Raw genomic sequence first — 15496 nt, 5'->3', positions numbered from 1 at the left:
CACGCACACACGCACGCACGCACACGCACAAGGAGACCACCCGCCATGGCCACGATCGACGGCTTCCGATACGACACCATCCCCGGCAGCGGGGGCGTCCCGATCCACGTCGCCGTCGGAGGGAGCGGTCCCGCCGTCGTTCTGCTGCACGGTTTCCCCCAGACCCACTACATGTGGCGCGAGGTCGCCGGCCGGCTCTCCGGCGATCACACCGTGATCGTCCCGGACCTCCGCGGGTACGGCGAGAGCGGCAAGCCGGCGGAGACGGGCGACGACACCTATTCGAAGCGGACCATGGGCGACGACGTCGTCGCGGTCGCCGCCGCCCTCGGCCACGAGCGGTTCGGCCTGATCGGTCACGATCGCGGCGCGCTCGTCGGCGTCCGGACCGCCCTCGACCACCCCGATCGCGTGCGGTACCTCGGCATCCTCGACGTTCTCCCCACCCTCGACACCTGGGACGTGCTGCACGGGGTGGATGCGAAGATCGCCTGGCATCTCTACCTGATGGCTCAGCCCGTGGGGCTGCCCGAGCGCATGATCGCCGCCGTCGCCGACGACTTCTTCGCCTCGTTCCTCGACGCGTGGGACACCGACGGCTCCACCTTCCCGGCGGAGGTGCGGAGGCACTACATCGACAGCTCGGTGGCCGCGGTGCCGTCGATCGTCGCCGACTACCGTGCCAGCGCCGGCATCGATCTGGAGATGGACCGCGCGGATCGTGCCGCGGGAAGCCGGCTGGCCATGCCGGTCGGCGTCCTCTCGCAGGACTGGGGTTCGCAGCTCGGGTTCGATCCGCGGGCGATCTGGGGTGCCTGGTCCGACGACCTGACCTACGAGCCGATCGGCGCCGGCCACTTCATGGCCGAGGAGAAGCCGGACGACGTGGCCCGGTTCATCCGGTCGCTCGCCGCGCGCGCCGGTTCGTAGACCGGATCAGGCGACCTCGCGCACCTGTCCGTGCTTGATGTGCAGGCGGCGCTGGGCGCGCTTGGCGACCGCGGTGTCGTGCGTCACGATCACGACGGTGAGGCCGCGGTCGCGCCAGAGACCTTCGAGCAGGTCCATGATCTCGTCGCGCGTCTCCTCGTCCAGGTTGCCCGTCGGCTCGTCGGCCAGCAGCACCTCGGGGTCCTTCACCAGCGCCCGCGCGATCGCGACGCGCTGCTGCTGGCCGCCGGAGAGCTCCGACGGCAGGTGGTTGCCACGGTCGGCCAGTCCGACCGAGGCGAGGGCCTCTGCGGCACGGCGCTTGCGCTCGGCCGCGCCCACCCGGAGGGGGGCGAGGGCCGTCTCCACGTTCTCCTGGGCGGTGAGGGTCGGGATCAGGTTGAAGCCCTGGAAGACGAAGCCGATCTCCTTCGCGCGGATCTTCGCGAGACGTCCGTCGTGCTGCTTCGAGAGGCTGTCGGCTCCCAGCTGCACCGACCCGGAGGTGGGCCGGTCGAGCGCGCCGAGCATCTGCAGCAGGGTCGACTTGCCTCCTCCGGTCGGGCCCTGGATGGCGACCAGCTGGCCGTCGGGGATCTCCAGGGTCACGTCCGAGAGGGCGACGACCTGACGCTTGGACTGGCTGTAGGTCTTGGTGACGTCGGTGAGGGTGTACATGCGGGCTCCTTCGAGGCGGGATGACGTTCAGGCGACCGAGCGCAGGGCTGCGGCAGGGCGGAGACGCGAGGCGCGCCACCCGCCGATGGCGCCGGCGAGCAGACCGCCGAGGACGGCGAGGCCGACTGCACCGACGATGATCCAGAGCGTGACCGGGGCGTGCAGTGCGATGTTCGCGGAGCTGGTCGCCGCCTCCCTGGCCGCACCGAACGCGCCGCCGAAGCCGCGCGCGGCGCCCTCGCCGGTCCCGCCGGCCGCGGCTCCCTCCGCAGCGGGGCGCACGCCGGCCGCTCCGGTGGTGCCGCGCCCGATGCTGCCGGTCAGCGTCGGCGAGATCAGGTTCACGACCAGCACGCCGAGGAGGCCGACCGCGACGCCGATCACACCGCCGATCACTCCCTGGACGACCGACTCTCCGGCGACCTGCCCGACGATGCGCCGGTTGGACCAGCCGATCGCCTTCAGGGTGCCGAACTCGCGTGTGCGCCGGGTGACGCCGGAGATGGTGAAGAGGATGGCGATGAGGAACGCGGCCGCGAGCACGATCACCGACAGCCAGGTGCCCAGGTTCGCGATGAGCTGGCCGGCGCTTCCGAGGGAGCCGGACACCGTGGAGGCGAGGTCCGCCTGCGTGCTGACGGTCGCTCCCGAGACCGACTTCGTCAGGTCGGTCTTGATCTGGTCGATGTCGCCGGACGAGGCCGCCTTGACGTAGACGGAGGAGATTTTGCCGGTCTGGCCGGAGAGCGTCTGGGCGACGTCGAGCGGGATGTACGCGTTCGCCGCCGTCGTCGCATCGGAACCCGTCGCCGCGACGATCCCGATCACCGAGAAGTCGGTCCCGCCGATGGTGACGGTGTCGCCGACGGCCTTGCTCGCGGTCTTGGCGTAGCTCGCGTCGAGCACCACCACATCCTTGCCCGCGTCGGCGGACGTGAAGCTGCGGCCGCCGGTCAGGGTGACCGAGGCGAGCGGCCCGACCGACGTGCCGGTGGGGTCGAGGCCGAGCACGGAGAACGAGTCGACGGTGAAGGAGCTGCCGCCCGCGCCATCCGAACCTCCCGTCGGCGGTGCGGTCGGCTGCCCGCCCTGACCGCTCTCGCGCTCCTGGCGCAGCTGCTGGAAGTTCGGCAGCGTCCCGCTGAAACTGGTGTTCGTCAGCGAGAGCACGGCCGCGGCCGCCTGGACGTTGTCCACCTTCTTCACGGTGGTGAGGGTGGAGGCGTCCATGACGGTCGCCCCGCGCGTCGGCTCGAGGCGGGAGGTGTTCACCTGTCGGCCGGCGCCGGTCTCGGTCCCGGCGTCTGCGCCGAAGTCGAAGCGCGGTCCGCCTCCCGCTCCCTGCAGCCCCGACGCGTTCTGCGCCGTCGCGGGCTGGCTGACGGTGATGTCGGTGCCGACGCCGTAGACGGACTGGAGCACGCTCTCCTGCGCCTGGCGCACCCCCGCGGAGACCGCGTCGACGATGATGACCAGCGCGATCGCGAGGGCCATGCCGATGGCGATGATGATCGTCTGCTTGCGGCGGTTGAGCAGTTCGCGCCGGAGGTAGGTTCCGAACATGGGCTCCCAAACTGTTCTGTCGGATGAAGGTCTGACGCGAGGCTAGGAAGCGCCGTTTTCGGGCCGCTATGGCGAAGCTATGCATCCGCCGAGTCCCGGGTCTGCTCGCGGATGTCACATCCGGGCCCCCAGCCGTGTCGTACGGGTGAAGGCGACGAGAAGGAGGAGTCCATGCAGCAGCAGGCCGACGTGGTGGTGGTCGGAGGCGGATACGCCGGGGTGGCGGCGGCCAACCGGCTCAGCGGCACCGACGGTGTGTCCGTCACCCTGGTGAATCCGCGGCCCGTGTTCGTCGAGCGCATCCGGCTTCATCAGCTGGCCGCCGGCACGGACGACGCGATCGTGGAGTTCGGGAGGGTGCTCGCGCCGTCGGTGCACCTCGTCGTCGACGCCGTCGAGCGCATCGATGCGGCCGCCCGGCAGGTCGAGCTCTCCTCGGGCCGGCGGCTCGGGTACGACCATCTGGTGTACGCCGCGGGCAGCGTCCACGCCCGCTCCGATGCACCGGGTGCCGCGGAGCACGCCCGGCCGATCGCGCAGCTCGCCGATGCAGACCGGCTGCGGGAGGAGCTCGCCGCGCTCGGGTCGACCGCGCCCATCGCGGTGGTGGGCGGAGGCCCGCTCGGCATCGAGGTCGCGGCCGAGCTCGCCGAGCAGGGGAGGGCGGTCACCCTCTACTGCGGAGGACCGCTGGCGCCGTCGCTGCATCCCCGTGGCCGCCGATCCGTCGCCCGGCGGCTGGCCGCTCTCGGCGTCGCGGTGGAGGACGGCCCGGGTTCGCGGGTCACCGCGGTCGAGCGGGATGCGGTGGCGTTGGCCGACGGGAGCACGCGCCGCAGCGCCCTCACCGTCTGGGCGGCCGGATTCGTCGCCGCCGACCTCGCGCGGCGCAGCGGGCTCACCACCGACCGTGCCGGCCGGCTCATCGCCGACGAGACGCTGACCAGCGTCGACGACGACCGCATCGTGGCGGCGGGCGACTCGGCCGCGCCGTCCGGGCGCGCGCTGCGGATGAGCTGCCAGGCGGCCGGGCCGCTCGGGGGCGCCGCCGCGGACACCGTCCTGCGCAGGATCGGCGGACAGGATCCCGCGCCGTTCGTGATGGGGTTCGTCGGCCTCTGCATCAGCCTGGGCCGGCGGCACGGGATCTTCCAGTTCGAGCACAGGGACGACACGGCGACGCGGGCGCACATCGGCGGCCGGGCCGGAGCGGCCGTGAAGGAGCTGGTGTGCCGGGGGACCGTGCAGCAGCTCGCTCTCGAGGCGCGGCATCCCGGCGTCACGCGGCTCCCCGCGGGCTTCGGCGACCGGGAGCGCCGCCGTATGCTCGCTGTGGACGGGCGGGCCGGCGGAGTCGCCGGCGCAGCCCCGAGGCGGGAGGGCGTATGAACGCGCACCGGACGGACGAGGCGACGTCGCGCTTCGTGGCGCACCGCAACCTCCTCTTCACCGTCGCGTACGAGATGCTCGGCTCGGCGGCGGACGCCGAGGACGTCCTGCAGGAGACGTGGCTGCGCTGGAGCACCGTCGACCAGGCGGAGGTGCGGGAGCCCCGCGCCTACCTGGTGCGGATCGCGACCCGGCTGGCTCTCAACCGCCTCCGCAGCGCGCAGCGCCGTCGCGAGGCGTACGTGGGACCGTGGCTGCCCGAGCCGTTGCTGACGTCACCCGACGTCGCCGAGGACGCCGAGCTGGCGGAGAGCGTCTCCCTGGCGCTCATGGTGGTGCTGGAGACCCTCGGGCCGACCGAGCGCGCGGTGTTCGTGCTGCGGGAGATCTTCGGCTTCGAGTTCGACGAGATCGCGGCGACGGTGGAGAAGACGCCGGCGACCGTTCGTCAGATCGCGCACCGTGCGCGGCAGCATGTCGAGGCGCGGCGCCCGCGCGTGAGCGTCAGCGCCGACGAGGCGCGCACGGCGCTCGCCGCCTTCCGGGTGGCCGTCGAGACCGGCGACGTGCAGGCGATGCTGGACGTTCTCGCCCCGGACGTCGTGCTGATCAGCGACGGCGGCGGGGTGAAGCAGGCGGCGCTCCGGCCGATCCTGGGAGCGGACAAGGTGACGCGCTTCATCGCCGGAGCCATCGCCAAGGCGGGCGTCGCGGTGACCTCGGAGGCGACCGTCGTCAACGGCAACCCGGCGCTCGCCCTGAGCGTCGACGGCGAGCTGGACGGCGTCCTCGCGGCGCGCGTGCAGGACGGGCGGATCGCGGGTCTGTACTTCGTCCGCAACCCGCAGAAGCTCACACGGGTGGGGGAGGAGTTCGTCCTGTCCCTGCGCTGAAGGACAGAAATGGCCAAATGTTGGACATTTGGCCAAATCGGCCCTAGCGTGGAGGGATGCCACGGATCGCTCCCACCCCCACCCTGTCCGAACAGGTCGCCGACCAGCTGCGCCGGCGAATCACCGCGGGGGAGTTTCCGGTCGGCGCCCTCCTGCCGGCGGAGACGGAGCTGGCGCAGGAGCTCGGTGTCAGCCGCAACAGCGTCCGCGAGGCCCTCCGCTCCCTGGTCCACGCAGGGATGCTGGGTGCGCGGGCGGGATACGGCACGTTCGTGCTCGCCACCAACGACGTCGCTCCGACCCTGGCGCGCCGCCTCGACCAGGAGCGCGACATCGACGTCGCGGAGGTGCGTGCGCTCCTCGAACGGGAGGCGGCGCGGCTCGCCGCCCTCCGGCGCACCCCGGAGCAGCTGGCGCGCCTGAACGAGGCGCTGGCGGAGCGGACGGCGCTGATCGGGCTCCCCGGGTACGACGACGCGGACATCGCCTTCCACCAGGCACTGCTCGACGCGACGGGCAACGCCCTGCTGGCCGAGCTGTACCGCGGTGTCGGCGGCAACGAGCGCGCTCTGCACGCACTGCGGCACGAGGTTACGGTGTCCGCCGACGGCGAGGCGCGACCCACGGACATCGATGAGGCGCACGGCCCGATCGTCGATGCGGTCGCCGCCGGTGACCCGGTCGCCGCCGCAGCGGCGGCCGAGGCGGCGGTCCGCCTGATCAACGAGAGGCAGGGCATCCGACTGCCCGGATACGACGCGACGGGTGCCGACCGATGACGCCGGGGGAGAGGGCCGCGCTGCGCAGCGCCGAGGGCGCCCGCATCGCGCGGACGCTGAGCCCCGCGCTCGTCCTGGTCGGCCTGCTGCTGGTCGCGGGCAATCTGCGAGCGGGGCTCACCACCGTCGGCCCGGTACTGAGCGACATCACTGGCGCGCTCGGCCTCAGCTCGGTCGCGGCGTCCGTGCTGGTCAGCCTCCCGCTCGTGGCCTTCGCCGTCGTTTCGCCGTTCGCACCCCGTCTCGCGCGCCGTGTCGGACTCGAGCGATCCCTGGCGCTGGCGCTCGCCGTGCTCGCGGCCGGTCTCGTGCTCCGCTCCCTGCCCGGCCTCGGCTCCCTGTGGACGGGCACCGCTCTCATCGGTGTGGCGATCGCGGTGCTCAACGTCGTGCTGCCTGCGCTGGTGAAGCGCGACTTCCCGACACGGATCGGTCAGATCACCGGTGCCTACTCGGTCGTGCAGGCCGTCTTCGCGGCGATCGCCGCCGGCGTCGCGGTCCCGGTCGCCGGGCTGACGGCCGTCGGCTGGAGGCTGCCGCTCGGGATGTGGGCGGTGCTGGCGGTCGTCGCGCTCGCGGTCCTCGCGCCGCAGCTGCGCCGCAGAACCGTCGTGCCCGAGGGGCAGGACGACGTCGCCCTGGACGTCGACGGCCGCCGGACGGCGCGTGACAGCGCCGGGCGGGACGGCGCCGGGCATCGCTCGCCCTGGCGGTCCGCCCTGGCCTGGCAGGTGACGGCCTTCATGGGTCTGCAGTCGGTCGGCTTCTATGTCTTCATCACGTGGCTGCCGTCGATCGAGAGATCGGCGGGGATCAGCCCGGAGGCGGCCGGGTGGCACCAACTGCTCCTCAACGGCTGCGGCATCCTCGGCAGTGTCACGTGCTCGTTCCTCATCCCGCGCTTCCGCGATCAGCGGCTGCTGGCCGCCGCCGCGCCGGCCGTCACCGTGATCGCGATGCTCGGCCTGCTGTTCGCGCCAGAGCTTGCGGCCCTCTGGGACAGCATCGCCGGCGTGGCCGGCGGCGCCACGATCGTCCTGGCGCTCTCGTTCTTCGGCCTGCGCACGCGTCATCACGCCCAGGCGGCGGCGCTCTCCGGCATGGCGCAGTCGGTCGGCTACCTCGTCGCCGCCGCCGGACCGATCGGCGTCGGCGCTCTGCACGATGCGACGGGCTCGTGGACCGGTCCGCTCCTGGTGGTCATCGGCGTGCAGGCGGTGCTGCTGGTGTTCGGCCTGCTGGCCGGCCGGAACCGCTTCCTGGAGTGACCGGGAGCGCTCAGAGAGTTCATAGGTTGTGCAAAGACGGCATCCATCACCCTCCTCATAATGAGAAAGGTGACCATGAACGCGCGCGCCGCCTCCGGCCCCTCCAGCCAGCCCCGTACCCTCCTGCGCCGTGCGGACGGCAGCGCCATCCGCGTGCTCGTCGTCGATGACGAGGCGACACTGACGGATCTGCTCGCGATGGCCCTCCACTACGAGGACTGGGAGGTCAAGACGGCGTCGAACGGGCAGCAGGCGCTGCAGCTGTCGCGCGAGTTCAAGCCGGACGTCGTGGTGCTCGACATCATGCTTCCCGACATCGACGGCCTCCAGGTGCTGTCGCGGATGCGCGCCGACGGCAACGAGGCGCCCGTGCTCTTCCTCACCGCGAAGGACTCCCTGGACGACCGCATCGCCGGGCTCACCGCTGGCGGCGACGACTACGTGACGAAGCCGTTCAGCCTGGAGGAGCTGGTCGCGCGTCTGCGCGGCCTGCTGCGCCGGTCGCGCGCGGCCGTCGCCGACCACGACGACCCGGTGCTCATCGTCGGCGACCTCGTGCTCGACGAGGACAGCTACGAGGTGCACCGCGACGGCGAGCCCATCCAGCTGACCGCCACCGAGTTCGAGCTCCTGCGGTTCCTGATGCGGAATCCGCGCCGCGTGCTCAGCAAGGCCCAGATCCTCGACCGGGTCTGGAGCTACGACTTCGGCGGATCCTCCAGCGTCGTCGAGCTCTACATCTCTTACCTGCGCAAGAAGATCGACGCCGGCCGCGCCCCGATGATCCACACCGTCCGCGGCGCCGGCTACATGGTGAAGGCCGCGCAATGACCTCCGCCCGCGTCGCGGGCGCCCCGGTCACCGAGTCAGCCGGAACGGGTCGCGCGAGCGGCCGGTCCTGGCGCATCCGGCCGTTCCGCTCGTGGACGCTGCGGAGCCGTGTCGTGCTCGTCGTCGTGGCGATGCTGGCGGTGCTGGGCGCCGTGATCGGGACGGTCAGCGTGTTCGCGCTGCAGAACTATCTGATGCAGCGGCTGGACGGGCAGCTCACCTCCGCCCTCGACCGCGGTCAGCGCGCGGCGGACCGGATCTACGGCGACCAGCCGACGGGGCCGGATGTGATCGGCATCGTCCAGACGCCCGGTCAGCAGACCGGGACCTTCGGCGTGATCCGGAGCGGCGACATGCTGCTCTATCCGGTCATCCTCTCCGAGAGGCCGCCGGGCAGCACCCCCGATCAGCCGGTCGCGCCGAAGCGGGTGCTCATCTCCACCACCGCCCTCATCAGCCTGCCGTCGGACGGGCACCCGCGGACGATCGACCTCGGCGCGTCCCTGGGCGACTACCGCGTCGCCGCGGTGGAGCTCACGAACGGCGACAGCGTCATCATCGGGCTGCCCCTCAGCGACGTGAATGCGACCGTCGCCCGGCTCACCCTCGTCATCGTGCTCGTCACCCTGGCCGGGCTGGTGTTCGCGTTCCTCCTCGCGAGCGTCGTCGTCCGTCTGGCGATGCGACCCCTGGAGCGGGTGGCGGGCACCGCAGAGCAGGTCTCCTCCCTGCCGCTCGACCGGGGGGATGTCGCGCTGTCGGTCCGCGTGCCGGAGGCCGACACCGATCAGCACACGGAGGTCGGGAAGGTCGGTTCGGCGCTCAACCGCATGCTCGGCCATGTCGCCTCCGCTCTGACGGCCCGGCAGGCGAGCGAGCAGAAGGTGCGCCAGTTCGTGGCCGACGCCAGCCACGAACTGCGCACGCCGCTCGCGTCCATCCGCGGCTACGCCGAGCTGACCCGGCGGGCGCCGCACGAGCTTCCGCCGGACGTGACCCACTCGCTCGGCCGCATCGAGTCGGAGGCGACCCGCATGACCTCGCTCGTCGAGGACCTCCTGCTGCTCGCCCGCCTCGACGAGGGGCGTGAGCTCGACCGCGACCCGGTCGACCTGTCCCTTCTGTTGGTGGATGCGCTCAGCGACGCGCACGCCGCCGGCCCCAGCCACGAGTGGGCGCTCGATCTTCCGGACGAGCCCGTCGAGGTGGTCGGCGACGCCCCGCGACTGCATCAGGTGCTCATGAACCTGCTCGCGAACGCGCGCGTGCACACCCCGGACGGCACGAAGGTGACGGCCGGATTGCGGGTGGACGAGGACGCGCACCGTGCCGTGATCACGGTCGCGGACGACGGGCCCGGCATCCCGGAGGAGCTGCGGGCGACGCTGTTCGAGCGCTTCGCCCGGGGCGACAGCTCCCGCAACCGCGCCACCGGATCGACGGGACTGGGCCTCGCCATCGTGCAGGCCGTCGTCCAGGCGCACGGGGGAGACGTGTCGGTGACCAGCGAGCCCGGGCGCACGGTGTTCACGGTGTCGCTGCCGCTCGTGCCGACGGCCGCCTGAGTCCGATTTGCGGACACGGGTCCGCATCCCGTACCCTGTACGAAGCCAAAGACCGCTGGTTGTCGTGCTCGCATGACCGAAGATCCCACTCAGGTGGGGGCCCGCGCAGGTGTATGAAGCAAGTTCCGCATTTTCTGCGTCGCCAGCTCCGTGCCTCTGCGCCGGAGCTTTTTTCTTTGTCCGGTGACGGTGTCGTCCAGCGACTTTGGCGGGCACACCGCTCCCGCGGTGTGCGACGAAGAAGATTGAGGAGTAGGCCATGGCGAACAAGGAAGCCACGGTCGCCGAGCTCGAGAACCTGTTCGAGAGCTCGACCGCCGTTCTGCTGACCGAGTACCGCGGTCTCACTGTCGCTCAGCTCAAGCAGCTGCGCACGTCGATCAGTGAGCACGCGACCTACGCCGTGGTGAAGAACACGCTGACCAAGATCGCGGCCAACAACGCCGGCATCTCGTCGTTCGACGAGGAGCTCGCTGGGCCGTCCGCGATCGCCTTCGTGCACGGTGACCCTGTCGCCGTCGCGAAGTCGCTGCGTGACTTCGCCAAGGCAAACCCTCTGCTTGTGGTCAAGGGCGGTTACTTCGACGGTAACGCGCTGACCGCAGAAGAGGTAGGCAAGCTCGCCGACCTCGAGTCCCGTGAGGTTCTGCTGGCCAAGCTGGCCGGCGCCTTCAAGGCCTCGCTGTTCGGAGCCGCATATCTGTTCAACGCACCGCTGTCGAAGGCCGTTCGCACGGTCGACGCGCTGCGTGAGAAGCAGGAGTCCGCTGCCTGAGTCCTCACGGACCAGGCCAGCGGTGAGTAACCACACACACTAAGGAGAGAACAATGGCAAAGCTTTCGACTGAGGAGCTGCTCGAGGCGTTCAAGGAGCTCACGCTCATTGAGCTCAGCGAGTTCGTGAAGAAGTTCGAGGAGACCTTCGAGGTCACCGCCGCCGCCCCCGTCGCCGTGGCCGCTCCGGCCGCCGGTGGTGCGGGCGCCGCTGCTGAAGAGGTCGAGGAGAAGGACTCCTTCGACGTCGTCCTCGAGGCCGCCGGTGACAAGAAGATCCAGGTCATCAAGGAGGTGCGCGCCCTCACCAGCCTCGGCCTCGGTGAGGCGAAGGCCCTCGTTGACGGCGCGCCGAGCACCGTGCTCGAGGGTGCCAACAAGGAGACCGCTGACAAGGCGAAGGCCCAGCTCGAAGAGGCTGGCGCCACCGTCACCCTGAAGTAATCGGGGCCCCTCGGGGCTCTTCTTACCGACGGCTGACTGCCGCTGTGTCGTAGACACAGGCGCGACGCGGACTCCTCCCATCAGAGAGTGTCCGCGTTGCGGAGGGCGTCGCCCCCGTAACGGGGCGACGCCCTCCGTGCGTTAACCGACGCACGGGCGCGGATGCTCACCCATCCACGCGTCCGATCGCGCCAGCCAGCGTGCATCGGTGTGCAAGGACGCACAACCGGAAGAAGAACCACGATGAATACCAGTTCGTGGCGTGCCTACGCCTCGCGACTGCGTGACTTCGGTCACGCGATGCTCCACGGTCAGGACCGCGACAGCGGTTGCCACCCACCGGATCTGTGCCGCAGGACCCTCCTCTACGACAGGTACCTGCGGTAACACCCACCACGAAGCGCCCCGGCCACCCGGCCGGGGGCGCTTCGCCGTCGGCCGTCTAGACTCCGACCCGTGACCGACGAGCCCGCCGATGTGACCGCCACCCGCCTCGCCTACGACACCGTCGCCGAGGACTACGCCGACCTGTTGCGCGACGACCTCGCGGGGAGCGAGTTCGACCGCGCGATGCTCGGGGTGTTCGCCGAGCAGGTGACCCGCGCGGGCGGCGGCGTCGTGGGGGACCTGGGATGCGGTCCCGGCCGGATCGCCGGACACCTCGCGGGGCTCGGACTGGATGTCGTCGGCGTCGACCTCTCGCCCGCGATGGTCGAGGTCGCCCGTCGCGACCATCCCGCCGTGCGGTTCGAGGTGGGGACGATGGCGGCCCTTCCGTTCCCGGACGACGCTCTCGCCGGTGCGCTGGCGTGGTACTCCGTCATCCACACGCCGGACGAGCGGCAGGCCGGGCTCTACGCCGAGTTCGCCCGCGTCATCCGGCCCGGCGGCGTGCTCCTTCTCGCCTTCCAGGTGGGGGAGGACGTCGTGCACCTCACGCACGCCTACGGGCACGACCTCGACCTGCACACGAGGCGACAGCATCCCGGCATCGTCACGGGCAGGCTCGTCGGGGCGGGCTTCACGCCGACGGCGGAGCTGATCCGGCAGGCCGTCCCACCGGAGAAGTCGCCCCAGGGCTACGTGCTCGCCCGTCGCGACGCTTGATAAACATAGGCAAGCTATATATAATGGGTCTCATGCCCGAGACGCCCGAACTCCGCCAGACCCTCGGCGACCTCGTGGTCGCCGCGCACCGCCTCGCCCGGCTCGCGGCCCGGGTCACCGGCAGCACCGAGTCGCCCGCCACCTGGCGCACCCTCAGCGTGCTGCAGACGGTCGGCCCGATGCGCCTCGGCGAGCTCGCCGAGCACAGCCGGGTGTCCCAGCCGACCATGACCAAGCTCGTCCGCAACCTCGTCGACGCCGAATGGGTGAAGCGCATCGCCGACACCACCGACGCGCGCGCCTGGCAGATCGCGATCACGGCGAAGGGCGCGGACGCGCTCCAGACGTGGCGCGACGAGCTCTCGGCCGCGCTCGTCCCGATGTTCGCCGACCTCAGCGACGACGAGCTGGCCGCGATGCGCGCCACCGTCGAGATCATCGGATCACGCGTCGATCTCTCCACGGCGGCATCGGCGGCGCTGGCCGGCCGGGGCTGACCCCCGCCGCCTCTCGCTTCGTCGCATCCCGTCCCGCACCACCTCGTGCACCACCGACCGGCAAGGAGCCGTCCTCCCTTCATGTCCCACGATCGCCCCACCAGCATCCTGAAGCAGCCGACCGCCGTCTGGGCGGTCGCCTTCGCCTCCGTCATCGCCTTCATGGGCATCGGTCTCGTCGACCCGATCCTGCCCGCGATCGCGAAGAGCCTGGAGGCGACGCCGACCCAGACCGAGATGCTGTTCACCAGTTACCTGCTCATCACCGGCGCCGCCATGTTCTTCACCAGCTGGATCTCCAGCCGCATCGGGGCGAAGCGGACGCTGCTGATCGGCCTCGCTCTGATCGTCGTGTTCGCGACCGCCGCCGGCCTGTCGCAGAACGTCGAGTCGATCATCGGGTTCCGTGCGGGCTGGGGCCTCGGCAACGCCCTGTTCATCTCCACAGCGCTGGCGACCATCGTGGGCGCCGCGTCGGGCGGGACCTCGGCCGCGATCATCCTCTACGAGGCCGCGCTCGGCCTCGGAATCGCGATCGGACCGCTGCTCGGCGGCCTGCTCGGCAGCTGGAGCTGGCGCGGACCGTTCTTCGGCACGGCGACACTCATGGCCATCGGCTTCATCGCGATCGTCGCCCTGCTCAGGAAGAACCCCGAGAAGCCGCAGCCGACGAAGCTCTCTGCACCGTTCCGCGCCCTCGGCCGGCCCGCGCTCGGGTTCCTCGCCGGTGCCGCCCTGTTCTACAACATCGGCTTCTTCGTGCTCCTCGCCTACACGCCGTTCGCCCTGGTGCCGCTGGGCGTCGAGGACGCGATCACGCTCGGCTTGATCTTCTTCGGCTGGGGCGTCGCCCTCGCCGTCACCTCGGTGTGGGTCGCGCCGCTGCTGACCTCCCGGCTCCCGCGGACGCGGGTGCTCTGGCTCGTCATGCCCCTGCTCGCGCTCGACCTGCTGGCCGCCGGGCTGTTCGTCGGGTCGCTGGTCGCGCTCATCGTCTGCGTGATCGTCGGCGGTCTGCTGCTCGGCATCCTCAACACCGTGCTCACCGAGTGCGTGATGGAGGCCACCGACCTTCCGCGGTCCGTGGCGTCGAGCGCGTACTCGGGCGTGCGCTTCCTCGGCGGCGCCGTCGCCCCGCCGGCCGCGACCCTGCTGGCCGACACGGTCAGCCGCTCCATGCCGTTCTACGCGGGAGCCATCTCCGTGCTCATCGCGGCCGCACTGATCATGATCGGGCACAAGCACCTGAAGCGCGTGGATGCGCCGGCCGAGACCCCGCAGCAGGAAGCCGAAGTGCTGTCCTTCGCCGACGCCGACTGACGGCATGGCGGGAGCGGGAATGTTCCCACCGGATTCGAAGAGCCGCCCTGTCCTAGCCAGGGCGGCTCTTCCCGTCATGTGGGCCCCGATAGCCCGACGGGCGACCCCGTCAGCTGACCGTGCCTACCCGAAAGGCGCGCTCAGCCGGATGGCCGCACCACCATTGTTTCAGACGGTGGGCGCGCTGCGGGACATCAGCGCGGCGGTGCGGTGGACGACCGGATCACCAGACTGACCGGAGAGCGCACCGATCCGGTGCGCGGTTCGGCACCGGCGAGCTCGTCCAGCAGGATGCGCGCGGCGGTCGCACCTTGCTCGAACGGGTCCTGCGCCATGGTCGTGAGCCCGAACCCCGCCGCGTAGTCGTGGTCGTCGATCCCGATCACGGACAGGTCCTCCGGAACACGCAGTCCGTGGTCGCCTGCGGCGAGGATGGCGCCGAACGCCATCTCGTCCGACCCCGCGAAGACGGCGGTGGGGCGCGGCCCGTCCGCATCCAGCAGCCGGTTCATCGCCGCCCGGCTCTCGGGCAGCGAGAAGCCGCCCGGGATGACCCACTCCGGCCGTACCGGGAGCCCGGCGTCGCGCATCGCGTCCTTGAACCCGTGCAGCCGCCCGATCGGCACCTGGCTGTTGAGGCCCTCCTCGTCTTCGCCGCCGAGGTGCGCGATCGCGGTGTGGCCGAGCGAGATGAGGTGCGACGTCGCCGTGTATGCGGTGGAGGTCTCGTCGATGCCGACGCTGCGGAGACCCTTCACCGGCCCGCCGACGACGATGGTCGGGTGCCCGAGCGTCGCCAGCTGCTCCCGCTCCTCCGTGGTGAAGTCGAGGCAGAGCGCGAGCAGGGCATCCGTGCGCTTGCGCAGGATGCTGCGGTGGAACACCCGCTCCCGGTCGCCGCGATGACCCCCCAGGTTGAAGAGGATCATGTCGTAGCTCGCCGACCGCAGCTCCGCATCCACCCCCTCCAGCACCTGGGTGTAGAACCAGCGGCTCACCGACGGGACGACGACACCCATGGCCAGGGTGCGGCCGCTGGCGAGCCCCGACGCGCTCGACGATGCGACGTAGCCCAGCTCGTCGGCTGCGCGCCGCACCGCGGCCCGCGTCTTGTCCGAGACGTTGGGGAGTCCGCGGAGCGCCCGGGAGACCGTGGCCGTGGAGACCCCGGTCGCGCGCGCGACCTCCTCGATCCCTGCCATCGCCGGGCCCCGTTCAGGAGTCCAGGTGCTCGAGCCGCGCCTCCTCGGCCTCCTGCCGCCGCACGATGATGCGGCGGCGCAGCTGCAGGAGGCCGATGAAGGCGAGCACGAGAACGAGGAGGGTGAGCGCCCAGCCGAGGGCGGGCTCGCCGGTCAGCTCGCAGAACACGGTGATCGCGAGGAACGCGACCGCGAAGAAGCCGACGAAGCCGAGGCCGACGTCGACGACCTCGCGGGAGTCGCTCCAGCGCATGTG

General features: G+C 71.2%; 16 protein-coding genes. 12 read left to right on the top strand and 4 right to left on the bottom strand.

All coding sequences use genetic code 11. The features are described 5' to 3' along the window. Window positions 1-45: 45 nt before the first annotated feature. Window positions 46-930: an alpha/beta fold hydrolase gene (locus BLW09_RS14015; RefSeq protein WP_089913924.1), complete on the top strand. Its 885-nt coding sequence runs from the start codon at window positions 46-48 to the stop codon at window positions 928-930. A gap of 6 nt (window positions 931-936) precedes the next feature. Here the strand turns inward: BLW09_RS14015 and BLW09_RS14010 are convergent, their stop codons facing one another. After that, the gene (locus tag BLW09_RS14010) at window positions 937-1608 is read right to left on the bottom strand and encodes an ABC transporter ATP-binding protein (protein ID WP_089913921.1); all 672 of its coding nucleotides are present in this window, start codon (window positions 1606-1608) and stop codon (window positions 937-939) included. A 27-nt stretch (window positions 1609-1635) separates the two neighbouring features. Next, window positions 1636-3171, bottom strand: a complete 1536-nt coding sequence (locus tag BLW09_RS14005) for an ABC transporter permease (protein WP_089913918.1) — start codon at window positions 3169-3171, stop codon at window positions 1636-1638. Between the two features lie 171 nt (window positions 3172-3342). Between BLW09_RS14005 and BLW09_RS14000 the strand changes: the two genes are divergently transcribed. The 11 genes from BLW09_RS14000 (at window position 3343) to BLW09_RS13950 (ending at window position 14038) form a co-directional block, all read left to right on the top strand. After that, entirely contained in the window at window positions 3343-4560 is a 1218-nt protein-coding gene (locus tag BLW09_RS14000; protein WP_089913916.1) for an NAD(P)/FAD-dependent oxidoreductase, read from the top strand. Then, on the top strand, window positions 4557-5453 hold the full coding sequence (locus tag BLW09_RS13995; RefSeq protein ID WP_089913913.1) for an RNA polymerase sigma-70 factor: 897 nt from the start codon (window positions 4557-4559) through the stop codon (window positions 5451-5453). Before BLW09_RS14000 ends, BLW09_RS13995 begins: the two co-directional genes overlap by 4 nt. Before the next feature lie 56 nt (window positions 5454-5509). Next, complete coding sequence (locus tag BLW09_RS13990) at window positions 5510-6232, top strand: FadR/GntR family transcriptional regulator (RefSeq protein WP_089913910.1); 723 nt, start codon at window positions 5510-5512, stop codon at window positions 6230-6232. After that, the gene (locus BLW09_RS13985; protein WP_089913907.1) at window positions 6229-7500 is read left to right on the top strand and encodes a CynX/NimT family MFS transporter; all 1272 of its coding nucleotides are present in this window, start codon (window positions 6229-6231) and stop codon (window positions 7498-7500) included. The genes BLW09_RS13990 and BLW09_RS13985 overlap by 4 nt, the downstream gene beginning before the upstream one ends. Before the next feature lie 75 nt (window positions 7501-7575). Beyond that, a complete protein-coding gene (locus BLW09_RS13980; RefSeq protein WP_231947185.1) occupies window positions 7576-8331 on the top strand; it encodes a response regulator transcription factor in 756 nt (251 codons plus the stop codon). Continuing rightward, window positions 8328-9896: a sensor histidine kinase gene (locus BLW09_RS13975; protein ID WP_089913901.1), complete on the top strand. Its 1569-nt coding sequence runs from the start codon at window positions 8328-8330 to the stop codon at window positions 9894-9896. The genes BLW09_RS13980 and BLW09_RS13975 overlap by 4 nt, the downstream gene beginning before the upstream one ends. 259 nt (window positions 9897-10155) lie before the next feature. Beyond that, complete coding sequence (gene rplJ, locus BLW09_RS13970) at window positions 10156-10671, top strand: 50S ribosomal protein L10 (protein ID WP_089913898.1); 516 nt, start codon at window positions 10156-10158, stop codon at window positions 10669-10671. Between the two features lie 53 nt (window positions 10672-10724). After that, window positions 10725-11114 carry a 50S ribosomal protein L7/L12 gene (gene rplL / locus BLW09_RS13965; RefSeq protein WP_089913895.1) on the top strand — a complete coding sequence of 130 codons (390 nt, stop codon included), beginning with the start codon at window positions 10725-10727 and terminating at the stop codon, window positions 11112-11114. 456 nt (window positions 11115-11570) lie between these two features. Continuing rightward, window positions 11571-12221 carry a class I SAM-dependent methyltransferase gene (locus tag BLW09_RS13960; RefSeq protein WP_089913892.1) on the top strand — a complete coding sequence of 217 codons (651 nt, stop codon included), beginning with the start codon at window positions 11571-11573 and terminating at the stop codon, window positions 12219-12221. 32 nt (window positions 12222-12253) lie between these two features. Beyond that, complete coding sequence (locus tag BLW09_RS13955; RefSeq protein ID WP_089916917.1) at window positions 12254-12718, top strand: MarR family winged helix-turn-helix transcriptional regulator; 465 nt, start codon at window positions 12254-12256, stop codon at window positions 12716-12718. An 81-nt stretch (window positions 12719-12799) separates the two neighbouring features. Then, the gene (locus BLW09_RS13950; protein WP_089913889.1) at window positions 12800-14038 is read left to right on the top strand and encodes an MFS transporter; all 1239 of its coding nucleotides are present in this window, start codon (window positions 12800-12802) and stop codon (window positions 14036-14038) included. A 194-nt stretch (window positions 14039-14232) separates the two neighbouring features. Here the strand turns inward: BLW09_RS13950 and BLW09_RS13945 are convergent, their stop codons facing one another. Both BLW09_RS13945 and BLW09_RS13940 read right to left on the bottom strand, forming a co-directional pair. After that, window positions 14233-15240, bottom strand: a complete 1008-nt coding sequence (locus BLW09_RS13945; RefSeq protein WP_089913885.1) for a LacI family DNA-binding transcriptional regulator — start codon at window positions 15238-15240, stop codon at window positions 14233-14235. 13 nt (window positions 15241-15253) lie between these two features. Continuing rightward, the gene (locus tag BLW09_RS13940) at window positions 15254-15493 is read right to left on the bottom strand and encodes a hypothetical protein (RefSeq protein ID WP_089913882.1); all 240 of its coding nucleotides are present in this window, start codon (window positions 15491-15493) and stop codon (window positions 15254-15256) included. Between the last annotated feature and the right edge of the window lie 3 nt (window positions 15494-15496).

The organism is Leifsonia sp. 21MFCrub1.1, assembly GCF_900107895.1.
Taxonomy (GTDB): Bacteria; Actinomycetota; Actinomycetes; order Actinomycetales; family Microbacteriaceae; genus Leifsonia; species Leifsonia soli.
The sequence above is the reverse complement of the archived record's forward strand: the minus strand, read 5'-3'. Positions and strand labels throughout refer to the sequence as shown.

Coding starts and splice junctions, on each gene's coding strand:
- BLW09_RS14015 (WP_089913924.1), top strand. CDS start 46: ATGGCCACGATCGACGGCTTCCGATACGACACCATCCCCGGCAGCGGG.
- BLW09_RS14010 (WP_089913921.1), bottom strand. CDS start 1,608: ATGTACACCCTCACCGACGTCACCAAGACCTACAGCCAGTCCAAGCGT.
- BLW09_RS14005 (WP_089913918.1), bottom strand. CDS start 3,171: ATGTTCGGAACCTACCTCCGGCGCGAACTGCTCAACCGCCGCAAGCAG.
- BLW09_RS14000 (WP_089913916.1), top strand. CDS start 3,343: ATGCAGCAGCAGGCCGACGTGGTGGTGGTCGGAGGCGGATACGCCGGG.
- BLW09_RS13995 (WP_089913913.1), top strand. CDS start 4,557: ATGAACGCGCACCGGACGGACGAGGCGACGTCGCGCTTCGTGGCGCAC.
- BLW09_RS13990 (WP_089913910.1), top strand. CDS start 5,510: ATGCCACGGATCGCTCCCACCCCCACCCTGTCCGAACAGGTCGCCGAC.
- BLW09_RS13985 (WP_089913907.1), top strand. CDS start 6,229: ATGACGCCGGGGGAGAGGGCCGCGCTGCGCAGCGCCGAGGGCGCCCGC.
- BLW09_RS13980 (WP_231947185.1), top strand. CDS start 7,576: ATGAACGCGCGCGCCGCCTCCGGCCCCTCCAGCCAGCCCCGTACCCTC.
- BLW09_RS13975 (WP_089913901.1), top strand. CDS start 8,328: ATGACCTCCGCCCGCGTCGCGGGCGCCCCGGTCACCGAGTCAGCCGGA.
- rplJ (WP_089913898.1), top strand. CDS start 10,156: ATGGCGAACAAGGAAGCCACGGTCGCCGAGCTCGAGAACCTGTTCGAG.
- rplL (WP_089913895.1), top strand. CDS start 10,725: ATGGCAAAGCTTTCGACTGAGGAGCTGCTCGAGGCGTTCAAGGAGCTC.
- BLW09_RS13955 (WP_089916917.1), top strand. CDS start 12,254: ATGCCCGAGACGCCCGAACTCCGCCAGACCCTCGGCGACCTCGTGGTC.
- BLW09_RS13950 (WP_089913889.1), top strand. CDS start 12,800: ATGTCCCACGATCGCCCCACCAGCATCCTGAAGCAGCCGACCGCCGTC.
- BLW09_RS13945 (WP_089913885.1), bottom strand. CDS start 15,240: ATGGCAGGGATCGAGGAGGTCGCGCGCGCGACCGGGGTCTCCACGGCC.
- BLW09_RS13940 (WP_089913882.1), bottom strand. CDS start 15,493: ATGCGCTGGAGCGACTCCCGCGAGGTCGTCGACGTCGGCCTCGGCTTC.